Origin of the sequence: Dryocola clanedunensis, assembly GCF_038405435.1 — a bacterium.
In the GTDB taxonomy this organism is placed as follows: domain Bacteria; phylum Pseudomonadota; class Gammaproteobacteria; order Enterobacterales; family Enterobacteriaceae; genus Dryocola; species Dryocola clanedunensis_A.
Genome location: NZ_JBBYHZ010000002.1, coordinates 274,205 through 286,308, shown reverse-complemented (window position 1 = coordinate 286,308; position 12,104 = coordinate 274,205). Strand labels below are relative to the sequence as shown.

Below are 12,104 nucleotides of genomic sequence, written 5' to 3'. Positions count from 1 at the left end.
CCTTATCTTTTGGCGCAGCACAGGACAGGCTCAGTCATGTCGCCCACTATCTATGATATCGCTCGTGTGGCAAAGGTTTCGAAATCTACCGTTTCACGGGTTTTAAATAAGCAGACGAATATATCCCCGGAAGCCCGCGACCGGGTTTTACAGGCTATAGAAGAGCTGAATTATCAGCCGAACAAATTAGCCCGCGCTTTGACGTCATCAGGTTTTGACGCGGTAATGGTTATCTCCACCCGCTCAACAAAAACAACGGCGGGGAATCCTTTTTTCTCTGAAGTGCTGCACGCAATTACCGCTCGTGCGGAAGATGAAGGGTTCGACGTTATTTTACAGACCTCTAAAAACAGCGAAGAGGATCTGCAAAAATGCATCAGCAAAATCAAGCAGAAGATGATCAAGGGCATTATTATGCTCAGCTCGCCAAGAGACGAATCTTTTTTTGAAGAGCTGGATCGGTACGCTATTCCGGTGGTGGTCATTGGCAAGGTGGAAGGTGATTTTTCCCACGTCTTCTCGGTTGATACGGATAATTACCGTGACAGCGTGGCCTTAACCCAGGCACTGCTTGATAAAGGCCATCGTAAAATAGCCTGCCTGCACGCGCCGCTGGATTATCACGTTTCCGTCGATCGGCTGGCCGGATTTAAAGATTGTCTGCAAGCGCAGGGAATTAATCTGCCCGAAGAGTGGATTGTTGACGGCGGATATACCAATGAAACCGCGCTGGAAGCGGCAAAAAAACTGCTCGGCGGCAGCGAACTTCCCGAGGCAATATTCGCAACCGACAGCCTGAAATTAATGAGCCTGTATCGCATCGCGCACGAAAATGGCATTGCTATTCCGCAGCAGCTTTCGGTGGTGGGCTACAGCAACGATATGCTGAGTTTCCTGCTTGCCCCTCCGCCGGGAGGAATTGAAGTACCGACTCAGGAGCTGGGCGCCGCAGGCAGCGCCCTGCTGTTTGATAAAATCGCCGGCAAAAATTCGCCTTCGCGGATGATTATTCCCACAACCCTGACGCTGACGGGTTCGCTCAATTAATACGCAAAGGATGGTTGCCATCTTGCGCAACCATCCGGCTGATTATCAGAACGCGTAATTTACACCGATGCCTGCGTAATGGAATTTATCGTCCGCGGCATCATTGTGATGCTCCCATTCATAGGCGTACTCGAGGCTCATCGACAGCCCGTTATTGAAGTCATAGGCATACAGCAGCCCAAGCCGGTTGTAGTCGTGATCTTCCCGGTCGATATCTTCTGACCAGTCCCAGTTAGTCCAGCGATCCAGCCCCAGTCGCGTGTAAGGCGTCAGCGTTGTGCTGCCAAGGGCGATGGGCAGATAAATGCGCATTTCCTGGGTTGAAAATTCGCCGTTATTTTTGTCGCTGTCGGTGTTAAAACCGCGCTCCAGATAGTAGTTGGTCTGCAGGGAGAACGTTTCGTTTATGCGCCAGGTGAATCCCGTTTCGGTCTCCACGCGGCTGTCGGAATAGCCCGTCTGCGCCAGATCGTTAATAAAGCGGTAATAAGCCAGCCAGCCGCTGAAGCTCCAGCTATCATTTATCTTCAGGAAGTAATCGGGCATAAATTTATAACGCTGTGTATTCGCGGTGCCGTTATTCGAGCCGTCATCGTTTTTAAAATGGTAACCATAGTTTCGCACGCCGGAGGTAAAGCCAAATACGGCGGTATCACTTTCATAGAACTGATAGCGCACATCGAGTTCCGGGCGGTTAAAGTAGGTGCCTCGCGTAAAATTACTGTAATCCGCGGCCCCCTCCTGATACATCGTCATGGTCATGCTCCAGTCGCCCAATGAGGCGTTGAACCAGACCGAAGGTTCATATAAGCCGTCTTTATCGTCGGCCTGCCCTTCTATATTTTCAATTTCGTACATGGCCCCGATACTAAAGTGCCAGCTATTATCTTCCGCGGCGTGGACGCACGCCGCACCTGCGCAGGCTATTAGCGCCGCGCTTTGCAACAATCTTTTCATTTAGGTAGTCCTTGTCAAATACAACAGCTAACGAAAGAATGCCGGAAGAAAACAACCGGCAGGGTACAAGTTATTCATTCAGCCCAGTGCGATTTCTGTTTCCGCATCGAAAAAATGGCTTTTATTCATATCAAAGGTGATTTTAATATTTTGCGCTGCCCGGTAATCCACGTCGGAATTCGCCCGCACGGTTAATTCATGTCCCCCTACGGTGACATACAGCATAAACTCCGCACCTGTTAATTCAGCAACGCTGATATAAGCATCCACGCCCTGCTTCTGTTGAGCGGATGAAATATCCTCTGGGCGTATCCCCAGAATTATGGGTTTATGAAGATAGCGCTCCGCGTTAATCGCCGCGTATTTTTCTGCCGGAACAGCCAGCTTCAGCGTTTCGGTAACGAAATAGCCGTTATCCAGCGTGCCACGGATAAAGTTCATGGATGGCGAGCCGATAAAGCCCGCCACAAACATGTTTGCCGGATGGTTATAAACGGTTTTCGGCGCGCCTACCTGCTGGATAATGCCCTCTTTCATGATCACGATTCGGGTTGCCATGGTCATGGCTTCGGTTTGATCGTGCGTCACGTAGATCATCGTGGTGTTCAGCTTCTGATGAAGCTTGCTTATCTCCGCACGCATCTGTACGCGCAGCCTGGCGTCCAGGTTTGAGAGCGGTTCATCCATCAGAAACACTCCCGCTTCGCGCACGATTGCCCGACCCAGCGCAACGCGCTGCCGCTGGCCGCCGGACAGCGCCGCCGGTTTGCGATCCAGCAGCGCTTTCAGCCCCAGAATCTGTGCGGCCCACTCGACGCGCTCATCGATAATTTTTGCGTCCAGCTTTTGCATCTTCAGCCCAAACGCCATGTTGTCGTAAACGGACATGTGCGGGTAAAGCGCGTAGTTCTGGAAGACCATGGCGATGCCGCGGGACTTCGCCGGTACGTCGTTCATGCAGACGCCGTCAATCAGCAGCTCGCCGCCGCTTATCTCTTCCAGCCCCGCAATCATGCGCAGCGTTGTGGATTTACCGCAGCCGGAAGGCCCGACGAACACGATAAATTCCTTGTCCTCTATCTCCAGGGTGAAGTCTTTCACCACGTGAACCTGGTTGTTATAAATCTTCTGGATATGCTGTAACGATAGTTGTGCCATCTCTTATTCCTTTTTTACAAAACCTGCGCGCTGCGGTGGGTTTGCCAGAACCTCTGTAATCGCGACCAGCTAAGCTCCGCCGTAGTTTGCAGCAGCAGATCGGCCTGCTGCAGACGGCTGCCGATGCCTACCGACAGCATGCCGCAGGCGTTAATCGCGGCGATGCCCGCCTGGGCATCCTCAATGCCGATGCAGGACACAGGATCTACGCCAAGTCCTGCACAGGCCGCCAGAAAGATTTCCGGATCGGGCTTGGAACGCTCTATCCGGCTGGCGTCGGCGCAGAAATCAAACCGGTCGCTTATCCCCAACGCCCTGAGGATATGAGGGGCATTCAGCGAAACAGAGGCCAGCCCTACCGCGATCTTTCGCTCATGAAGCTCGTCGAGCAGCGGCGCTATCCCCGGTAATACGGAGGAAGGGGTAAGCTGTTGCAGCGAGGCGACGTACAGGCTGTTCTTACGCTCCGCCATCTGCTCCCGCTGTAGCTGGCTGAAACGATGCTCCGCCCCGCCGCAGCGTAAGATGCGCTCCAGAGACCCCATACGGCTGATGCCCTTGAGCTGCTCGTTAATCTCTTCGTTAATTTCGATACCTGCTTCACGGGCTATCTGCCGCCACGCAAGAAAATGAAGATGCGCGGTGTCGGTCACTACGCCATCCAGATCAAAAATTACCGCCTGCGGTTTCATGGCTGCACCTCCTGCATGGTACCGCTCCCATTAACGGGCGTGAAAAAGTCGCTTATTAAAAACGTTTCGCTTCCTCTGACGGCAACCTGTTGTTCCCCGATGCGCATAGCCAGAACGCCCGAGGCCACCGAAACCGCGATCGTTTCATGAGTCAGCGTGAGGAGTACGGACGTGCCCTGCCAGATAAACGGCAGGCTGATGGACTGCCAGTTTTCAGGAAGGCGTGGATGTAAACACAGCTCGCCCTGGCCGATGGTTAACCCGGCAAATCCCTGCACGGCTCCAAGCCAGATGGCCCCCGTCGCCGCGGCATGAATACCGTCATCACAGCTATGCGGCTCATCACCAAGATCGATCAGGCACGCCTGCTGCCAGAACCGATAAGCCTGCGCAGTGCGCCCGCAGCGCGCGGCAACCACGCCGTGAATCGCCTTGCTGAGCGAGGAGTCATGAATCGTTCGCGGCTCGTAGTAGTCCAGATTAGCCTCAAGCTGTTCGGGGGTGAAAAGCCACGGCAGCATATACATCAGCATCACCACGTCCGCCTGCTTGAGGATCTGCATCTCGTTCACCTCGGCACGGGAGTAGTCCAGCAGGATCGCCTGGCTGCCCTGCTGCGCTTTATATTTGCTGAGATCGATGGTCGGCTTGCTGAAGAAGCTGTCGTCCTGCCCGATAAGCTGCGCTTCGTTGGCCTGCGGCAGCCAGAGGCGGCTGAGAAAATCCTTTGCCTGGCTAATAAACTCGCCGTCGTCGTTAGCCAGCCGCTGCACATACGCCACCGCCAGCGCCACGTTGTGGTACGCCATATAGTTCGTATAGGCGTTATTGTTTACGTGCTCGGTGTACTCGTCCGGGCCAATCACATCGTGAATTTCCAGCCGACCGTTCACCTCCACGGCCCTGCCGATCCAGAATCTGGCGGTTTCCTTGAGCAGCGTGACGCCCCGCTCATGCATGAACGCTTTGTCTCCCGTAGCCTGGAAGAACACGTCTACCGCCCAGGCGATATCCGCAACCAGATGGTGTTCTGCCAGCGCGGAGGCCACTTTCTGACGCAGGCCGGTACGGATGTTAATTGCCGCAAATTCCGGCGTCTCTTCTTCGCCGCTCCAGGCGCTTTCCCAGGGGAACAGCGCGCCCTGATAGCCGTTTTCAAGCGCCTTCGCCCTTGCGCCAGCCAGGTTATGCCAGCGGTAGCTCAGCAGCTGGCGGGCAGCGGCTGGCCTGGTAAGCAGGTTAAACGGCAGCAAAAAGACTTCCGTATCCCAGAAGATGTGGCCTTTGTACCCTTCGCCGGTCAGCCCTTTTGCGGCGATGCTGCAACGTTCGCTGTGGCCAGGCGTCATGGCAAAGAGATGATAAAGCGCGAAATCCAGCGCCCGCTGATCCCCATCGTCGCGGCTGTTAACCACCACGCGGCTGCTTTGCCAGTAGCTCTGCCAGCTTAGTGCCGACTCGCTCAGCAGCTGCTCATAGCCGGGCGCAACGCAGGCGACAAGCTCAGCCAGGGCCGCGTCCGGCCGATAATGCTCGTCTGACGAGCAGGCAATCCAGCTGGTTTTGACCAGCTCAAACGCCTCGCCCTTCGCCACCCGGCCCTGACAGTGCTGCGTCAGACGGCGGTTCTTCGCATAAAAGCTGCTCTCAGTTTGCGGAGCAACTTCGCAATAGCTGCTGATGGTCAGCTCTTTACTGCCGTCGAGCGTGGTATAGACCCCCTGTAAGTAGCGCTGTTCGAACACCCGAACGCTGGTTTCATTCAGATGCTGACGGCCGCTATTGGTCTGGGTGGCGTCAATGCCGGTGCTGATGGTCACGCAGGCTGCGTCGTCCAGCGGCGTAATAGCAATACGTGAACAGACCAGCGACAGGCGTTTTGCCGAGAGGAAACGCTGGCAGACGATGCGGTAGCGTCTGCCGTTGGGGGCAAGCCACTCCAGGCGGCGCGTCAGCTCACCGTTGGCGAAATTCAGCTCGCGCCGGTAGTTAACTACGGTGCCGGAAAGCAAAGTGAAGATCTGCCCGTCCAGCTCGATGCGCATTTGCAGCACGTCCGGCAGGTTAACCAGCTCGGTGGTTTCCGTAGCTGAAGCCCGATGGTAAAACCCGGCCAGATACATGCCGCGAGTCTGGTCGGTGTAGGCCTCTTCGTGGCAGGCCCGTAGCCCCAGGTAGCCGTTGCCGGCGGCCATCAGCGTGGCGTATTTGTTCAGACGATGAGGGCAAAAATACGGCTCGCTAAGCAGCGTCAGGTTGCTCATAAGTCAATGCTCGTCCCATGTTCTGCCGCAAGATAGATTGCCGCGACAAGTTGCTGAATTAAGAAACCCTGCTCCGCGTCAGCGATGCTGACCGGAGCCCCGCGCACGTGCTCGACAAAAGCATGCATGCTTTTAAAGTGGCGGTTGTCGTCCGCCACCTCTCTTTGTGACAACGTCACCAGCTCCCCTGCCTCATCCGTATAGATGTGGGCGGGAAAAAGCGTTGCTCCGGCTTTGTCACCGCAGAACTCCACGTTGAACACCGACTGGGCCGCAATATTGAGCGCAAAGGACGTTTCCAGCCGCAGAATGCCACCGTTGTGGAATTCGATAGTGGCAAAAACGGCATCCTCAACGGTAAAGACCGCCGGGTCCCACTCGCCGAACTGGCCACAATGCTTATGGGTGCCAATCTTCTGAAACGCATTGGCGCTAACCCGGCGTACCGCCGGAAAGCCGAGCACGTACATGGCGGCATCCAGCATGTGAATGCCGATATCAATCAGCGGCCCGCCTCCCTGCAGCTCCTTATTGGTAAACACGCCCCAGCCCGGCACGCCGCACCGGCGCAGGGCCTTTGCCGTCGTGACGTACACCTCGCCCAGCGTACCGGCAACCATTTCATCGCGCAGAAGCTGGGTGTCGCTGGCAAAACGATGGTGGAAATCGTAGGCCAGCACCTTACCGGCGCTGCGGGCCGCGTCGCGCATTTCCGCCGCCTGCTCCGGCGTCATGGCCGGGGGTTTTTCGCACATCACGTGGCAGCCGTTACCCAGCGCCTCCAGCACGTGCTGATGGTGGAAACGGTTTGGCGTACAGACGCTGACGATGTCCGGCTGGCACTGCAGATACATTTCAGCGGCGTCGCTGAAAGCGTGGGGAATGCCGTGGCGTTCCGCGAACGCTTTCGCCCGATCGATATGGCTGTCAACGACGGCCACCAGATCCAAATCCTCTCTGGTCAGGTAATACGACGCGTGGACGGTTTCAGCCACCTGGCCGCCACCGATTATCGCCACCCTGAGTTTTCGGTTCATTTCGTCCTCGCCCCTCAGCAGGTACGTAAAAACTGCAGCGACTGGCGGTATGCGGCGGCGGGATCTTCAGCGCGGATACGCCCTTCGTAAACGATGTAGCCGCTGTAGCCGTCGGCGCGCAGCTGCTCAAAATGCTTTTTAAAATCGATGCTGCCGCTGCCGGGCTGGTAGCGATGATTGTCGGCGATATGCACGTGGCCGAGCAGGTCGCGGTTATCGTGGAACGCCCGGCTGATATCGTCTTCTTCGATGTTCATGTGATAGAAATCACCGATGATCTGCGTGTGCTTAAGCTGGTTTTCTTCGATATACGCACGCGCGTCGGCCAGGGTGTTAATCATATGGTCCTGATAACGGTTAAGCGGCTCCAGATAGACCTTTGTGCCGGTGCGGGCCGCAGCTTCATCAAGGAAACGCAGGGAGTCGCCGACCGCCTTGCGGTCTCCGGCCTGGCTGCGGGGCGACGTCATAGGCGGCAGGCGATAGGTGAACATCCCCCAGGCGGCTGGCACCACAATTCCCCTGCCGCCAACCTCCGCCAGCGCTTCCAGGATGCGGGCTATTTGCCGTAAACCGTTCAGGCGGCGCTCTTCGATAAAGTCGCCGATCCAGCCGTCATAGCCGCCGCAGGCCGTGGTCACCGGCAGGCCGGTTTCGGCAATCGCCGCCTTTACTGCGGGCAAGTTGTCGACGAGTAGCCCGCCGTCAATTTCAAAGCCATCGAAGCCCATCTCTTTGACGTATTTAAATTTTTCTAAAATATCCGTCGGGAAAAATGCCTGGTTCTGAGTACCAATTTTCATGATTGAATTCCGTTCAGGTTAAAAGGTGACGCCCATTTTGATGCTCAAATCAGGGTGCTGGTCGACGTACTTCATGTAGCTTTCGGCGCTGTCATGGAAGCTGACCACCGGGTCGATGAGATCTTCGCAGTTGAGGTAACCGTTCATCAGCAGCTGCCAGCAGGTCTGCTCGATGCGCTTACGGTCCCAGCGCGGGTATTCAGGGTTCGGCTCGCTGCTGCCGCGTGAAAAGACAATTTTCGCGTTGTTGAAATGGGCCTCGCGGCCAAGATTGAAATCGTGGAAAGGTTTCGCGAAGGCGACATACGAGATGGTGCCGCCGTAGGCGATGCCGCGCAGCGCGGACTGCAGCGCGTCGCTGTTGCCGCTGGTTTCGATGATTACATCGGCGCCAAGCCTGTCGGTCAGCTTTTTGATTTCCAGCCCGACGTCGGTGCCAATTGGGTTCAGGCAGAAGTCCGCGCCGTGGCGTTTAGCGATTTCGCAGCGGTGGGCGATGGGATCGACGCCAATGACGATGGCCGCCCCGGCTTTTTTCGCCAGCTGGACGGCAATCTGGCCGATTGCGCCAAGCCCGACTATCACCACAAAATCCCCTACGCGCACGTTGCCGTCGCGAACGCCGCTCATGGCAAACTGCGCCGGGTCATAGCAGACAGCATTTTTCCAGCTCGCACCGGCGGGCATTTTGCGCAGCTTGTAGTTACTGACGCCGTTGGCAATCACGGTTTCCTGAAGCGGGCCATAGGTACAGACCTGGTCACCGATCTGATACTCCTCTACTTCGCTGCCCCGTTCGATAACTTCGCCCACCACCATATTGCCGAGCTGGAATTTGCCAAACTCAATGCCGCGAGCGGCACCTTCAGCGCGCGGCACGAACAGGTTCCACTCGCTGGAGAACTCTTCGTCGATAAACGGGCTGGCCGCCCGGAAATCCACCACTTCCGTACCGTGTTTTGGCGCGCCAAAGGCAACCTTAATTTTTACTTCGTGCGCCGCTACCGGACGATCTTCATACTCGACCAGGGCCGCTACGCGCGGCGCGCTTGCTACTAACTTTTTCATTTCTTACTCCGTTGAATTTTCAGACGGGTGTTGCCACCCAACCACTGCCTTAACCTTTAACGCCGCCCGCGGTTAATCCGCTCTTAATAAAGCGTTCCGAAAGCGCATACATCACCACCACCGGCAGCGCCGTGACCAGCGAGGCGGCCATCATTCTTCCCCAGACGTAATCCGGCGTGCTGAACAGCGTGCTCAAACCCACCGGCAGCGTGAAGTACGCCGAGCTGGAGAGGAAAATGGACGCAAACAGATAGTCGTTCCAGGCCACCATGAAACAGTAAACGAACACCGATACCAGGCCGGAAATCGCCAGCGGCACGGTGATATAGAAGATGATTTGCAGCCGGTTCAGCCCGTCCATCATGGCCGCCTCTTCAATTTCGTCCGGGATGGTGTCGAAATAGCTTTTCAGCATGAAGACGGCGGTGGGCAGCGTCTGGGTCACCATGGTGATAATCAGCGCCATTTCGGTGTCGTAGATGCCGAGCGCGGTGATGATTTTGAACAGCGGCACCACCAGCAGGATCCCGGAAAACATATACACCGCGTAGAAGCTGGCGTTGATGGTCATCCGCCCCTTAAAGCGCAGCTTAGAGAGCGCATAGGCTCCGAGAATGCCGATCAGCACCGCTATCGCCGAAGAGGTAAGCGACACCACCAGGCTGTTTTTGAAATAGGTCAAAAACGGGAAAATGGTCGGGTTAAAAATGTCGATATAGTGCTGCAGCGTCCAGTGCTGGGGAAAAATGGTCGGGTGCAGCGAGATCGCCTCCTTCGGGCTTTTGAAAGAGGTCATCAGCATGACAAAGAACGGGAACAGCGTGACGATAAGAAACAGCGCCAGCCCCAGATAAAAGCCCACGCGCCCGAGCAGTTTGCGGTTAGTTGCGGTCATTTGAGGTTTACCCGTTTTCTGGTGAGCAGGATCACGGCGAAGATGATGACAAACAGCACCACGGAGATCGCCGCGGCCTTCCCTAAATCGTTAAAAGCAAAGGCCGTTTTGTAGAGATAAACGCCGAGGATGTTCACTTTGGTGGTCAGCAGCCAGACGTCGGCAAACATGTAGAACATCCAGATGGTGCGCAGCGTCACCACCGTTGCCAGCACCGGCATAATGGCGGGCAGCGTGACGATTTTGAACCGCTGCCAGGCGTTGGCACCGTCCATTTCCGCCGCCTCGTACAGGGATTTGTCGATGGTCTGCAAAATCGCCAGAAACGAAATGAAGGCGTAGGGGAAATAGCGCCAGATGGCGAACAGCACCACCAGGAAGAAGCTGCTGCCGGGGTTGTCAAACCACAGCGGCGCTTCATTGAACAGGTGCAGCTTATCGACGCCGAGGTAATTCACGATGCCGTAGCCGCTGTTGAACATATATTTCCAGGCAAATACCAGCGAGATCGACGGCGTAACGTAGGAAAGGATCACCAGCGAACGGGCCGTCTTGCGCAGCCGGAACTCACGGTTGAAAAATAGCGCCACGCCCAGCCCTAGCCCCGTGCTGCCCAGCACCACCAAAGCGGTGTACCAGAACGTCGTCCACAGCGAATACCAGAAAGCCGCATCGGTAAGAATGTTGATATAGTTTTCCAGGCCGATAAACCGCGCGCCCAGGTTCGGATTCAGCGGCAGGCGCAGAAAACTGATTTCGATATTCGACAGCATCGGCCAGGCGACAAGCCCTCCCAGCAGCAGCAGGCTGGGAGCGAGCAGCATCATGGCGAACGGCATATCGGAGCGGCCAGATAACCACTTTTTCATAATGAGATATCCTGGTGTCAGTGTTGTTTCATCAGCTCAACGATGCGCTGCTGGCTTTTGTCCAGCGCCGGACCGGCAGGCTGTTTGCCAACGGTGACCTGGTTGACCATTTCGCTGAGGATCGCCGAGCCGGTGATATCGCCCATGCGGGTGAAGTTTTTCTCCCCTACCGAGCCAAACACCTGCACGTTCGGGAACTGCGCAATCAGTTCAGCGGGCAGCGTGCCAAAGGCTTTGATCACCGGATTATCCCGGTAGCTCGCGGTCTGGACCACGGCTTTGGTGACCGGCAGAGCGGCACCCGGCGACATCAGAACCCAGTCGGCCGAGTTCTGCGCCTGCTCAAGGAAGGCGACGAATTTTTTCGCGGCTTCGGTCTCTTCTTTACTCTGGCCGGCGGTGATGGTGAGCGAGGTCACCATGCCGTAAACCGCCGGGGATTTTTCCGTCGGCACGACAAACCCCAGATCCTGCGGAGTGCCATCTTTATAGAAAGCGGGCAGGATGTAGGTCGAATAGACGGCCATCGGCGCGGTGCCGTTCATGAAGGCGTCTTTGATTTCCATGACGTCGTTGGAGCCCGGCATCGTGTACTGTGAAAGCTCACGGTAATAATTAAGGGAAGCCAGCATTTCCGGAGAGTTTACGGTCACGTTCTGCGCGGCGTCGAAGACGTTAGCGCCGTTGGAAAGCGCAAACTGAGAGAACGTCTGCTCGGTCATTACGCTTTCGGCGGTAGGCAGCGCAATCCCGTATTTTTTAGCTTTGGTATCGGTCAGCGCGCGGGCGGCATCAAGCAGTTCAGTCCAGTTTTTCGGCTCGCTTATTCCGGCCTTTGCCAGCGTTGATTTGCGATACCAGATGCCGCCCAGCCATGCGCTGATGGGCACACCTGTAAACGCGGTGGCATCTTCGGTTCGGACTACGCGCAGTACGCCATCGTAAAAGCTGTCCTCCCCCATTCCAGCAACCACGGATTTCACCGCATCGCGGTCTATGAGCTGTTCTTTGTCCATCACTTTGGCGTAGTCATGGCTGACTTCAATCACCTCGGGCAGTGAACCCGAGCGGGCCAGGGTAATCACCTTGGTGTTGTAAGCATCTTCCTCAACCGGAACCTGCTTGATGACGATATGCGGGTTTTCTTTACCGAAGCGCTCAATCAGTTTGCTGATAACCGCCTGGCGCTCCTGCTCGACCGAAGAGTGCATAAATTCAATGGTGACCTGCTGTTCGTCGTCCTGTTTACAACCCGAGAGCAAAGCAGCGGCTACCAGTGCTGATAACAGCACCGTTGTGGATGTTTTCATCGTT

Annotated in this window: 11 protein-coding genes; 1 reads left to right on the top strand and 10 read right to left on the bottom strand. The window is 56.0% G+C overall.

The window, feature by feature from the left end; all coding sequences use genetic code 11:
* Window positions 1-36 precede the first annotated feature (36 nt).
* A complete protein-coding gene (locus AAE045_RS05390; protein ID WP_455546806.1) occupies window positions 37-1,047 on the top strand; it encodes a LacI family DNA-binding transcriptional regulator in 1,011 nt (336 codons plus the stop codon).
* A gap of 45 nt (window positions 1,048-1,092) precedes the next feature.
* On the opposite strand, the gene AAE045_RS05385 is transcribed toward AAE045_RS05390, so the two are convergent.
* The 10 genes from AAE045_RS05385 to AAE045_RS05340 all read right to left on the bottom strand — a co-directional run bounded on the left by AAE045_RS05385 (window position 1,093) and on the right by AAE045_RS05340 (window position 12,100).
* The gene (locus AAE045_RS05385) at window positions 1,093-2,004 is read right to left on the bottom strand and encodes an OmpG family monomeric porin (RefSeq protein WP_455546805.1); all 912 of its coding nucleotides are present in this window, start codon (window positions 2,002-2,004) and stop codon (window positions 1,093-1,095) included.
* 78 nt (window positions 2,005-2,082) lie between these two features.
* Complete coding sequence (locus AAE045_RS05380) at window positions 2,083-3,162, bottom strand: ABC transporter ATP-binding protein (protein WP_455546804.1); 1,080 nt, start codon at window positions 3,160-3,162, stop codon at window positions 2,083-2,085.
* 14 nt (window positions 3,163-3,176) lie between these two features.
* On the bottom strand, window positions 3,177-3,854 hold the full coding sequence (pgmB, locus tag AAE045_RS05375) for a beta-phosphoglucomutase (protein WP_455546803.1): 678 nt from the start codon (window positions 3,852-3,854) through the stop codon (window positions 3,177-3,179).
* Entirely contained in the window at window positions 3,851-6,118 is a 2,268-nt protein-coding gene (locus AAE045_RS05370; protein ID WP_455546802.1) for a glycoside hydrolase family 65 protein, read from the bottom strand. Before AAE045_RS05370 ends, pgmB begins: the two co-directional genes overlap by 4 nt.
* Window positions 6,115-7,155: a Gfo/Idh/MocA family protein gene (locus AAE045_RS05365; protein ID WP_455546801.1), complete on the bottom strand. Its 1,041-nt coding sequence runs from the start codon at window positions 7,153-7,155 to the stop codon at window positions 6,115-6,117. Before AAE045_RS05365 ends, AAE045_RS05370 begins: the two co-directional genes overlap by 4 nt.
* 14 nt (window positions 7,156-7,169) lie before the next feature.
* Entirely contained in the window at window positions 7,170-7,958 is a 789-nt protein-coding gene (locus AAE045_RS05360) for a sugar phosphate isomerase/epimerase family protein (protein ID WP_455546800.1), read from the bottom strand.
* Between the two features lie 18 nt (window positions 7,959-7,976).
* Entirely contained in the window at window positions 7,977-9,026 is a 1,050-nt protein-coding gene (locus tag AAE045_RS05355) for a zinc-dependent alcohol dehydrogenase (RefSeq protein ID WP_455546799.1), read from the bottom strand.
* Window positions 9,027-9,075: 49 nt separating this feature from the next.
* Window positions 9,076-9,921 carry a carbohydrate ABC transporter permease gene (locus AAE045_RS05350; protein WP_455546798.1) on the bottom strand — a complete coding sequence of 282 codons (846 nt, stop codon included), beginning with the start codon at window positions 9,919-9,921 and terminating at the stop codon, window positions 9,076-9,078.
* A complete protein-coding gene (locus AAE045_RS05345; protein ID WP_455546797.1) occupies window positions 9,918-10,790 on the bottom strand; it encodes a carbohydrate ABC transporter permease in 873 nt (290 codons plus the stop codon). The genes AAE045_RS05350 and AAE045_RS05345 overlap by 4 nt, the downstream gene beginning before the upstream one ends.
* Window positions 10,791-10,807: 17 nt before the next feature.
* The gene (locus AAE045_RS05340; RefSeq protein WP_455546796.1) at window positions 10,808-12,100 is read right to left on the bottom strand and encodes an ABC transporter substrate-binding protein; all 1,293 of its coding nucleotides are present in this window, start codon (window positions 12,098-12,100) and stop codon (window positions 10,808-10,810) included.
* Window positions 12,101-12,104 lie beyond the last annotated feature (4 nt).

What these genes read in the sequence shown, in the direction of transcription:
- AAE045_RS05355 (WP_455546799.1), bottom strand. Translation starts at nt 9,026, where the DNA reads ATGAAAAAGTTAGTAGCAAGCGCGCCGCGCGTAGCGGCCCTGGTCGAG.
- AAE045_RS05385 (WP_455546805.1), bottom strand. Translation starts at nt 2,004, where the DNA reads ATGAAAAGATTGTTGCAAAGCGCGGCGCTAATAGCCTGCGCAGGTGCG.
- AAE045_RS05360 (WP_455546800.1), bottom strand. Translation starts at nt 7,958, where the DNA reads ATGAAAATTGGTACTCAGAACCAGGCATTTTTCCCGACGGATATTTTA.
- AAE045_RS05340 (WP_455546796.1), bottom strand. Translation starts at nt 12,100, where the DNA reads ATGAAAACATCCACAACGGTGCTGTTATCAGCACTGGTAGCCGCTGCT.
- AAE045_RS05370 (WP_455546802.1), bottom strand. Translation starts at nt 6,118, where the DNA reads ATGAGCAACCTGACGCTGCTTAGCGAGCCGTATTTTTGCCCTCATCGT.
- pgmB (WP_455546803.1), bottom strand. Translation starts at nt 3,854, where the DNA reads ATGAAACCGCAGGCGGTAATTTTTGATCTGGATGGCGTAGTGACCGAC.
- AAE045_RS05390 (WP_455546806.1), top strand. Translation starts at nt 37, where the DNA reads ATGTCGCCCACTATCTATGATATCGCTCGTGTGGCAAAGGTTTCGAAA.
- AAE045_RS05350 (WP_455546798.1), bottom strand. Translation starts at nt 9,921, where the DNA reads ATGACCGCAACTAACCGCAAACTGCTCGGGCGCGTGGGCTTTTATCTG.
- AAE045_RS05380 (WP_455546804.1), bottom strand. Translation starts at nt 3,162, where the DNA reads ATGGCACAACTATCGTTACAGCATATCCAGAAGATTTATAACAACCAG.
- AAE045_RS05365 (WP_455546801.1), bottom strand. Translation starts at nt 7,155, where the DNA reads ATGAACCGAAAACTCAGGGTGGCGATAATCGGTGGCGGCCAGGTGGCT.
- AAE045_RS05345 (WP_455546797.1), bottom strand. Translation starts at nt 10,790, where the DNA reads ATGAAAAAGTGGTTATCTGGCCGCTCCGATATGCCGTTCGCCATGATG.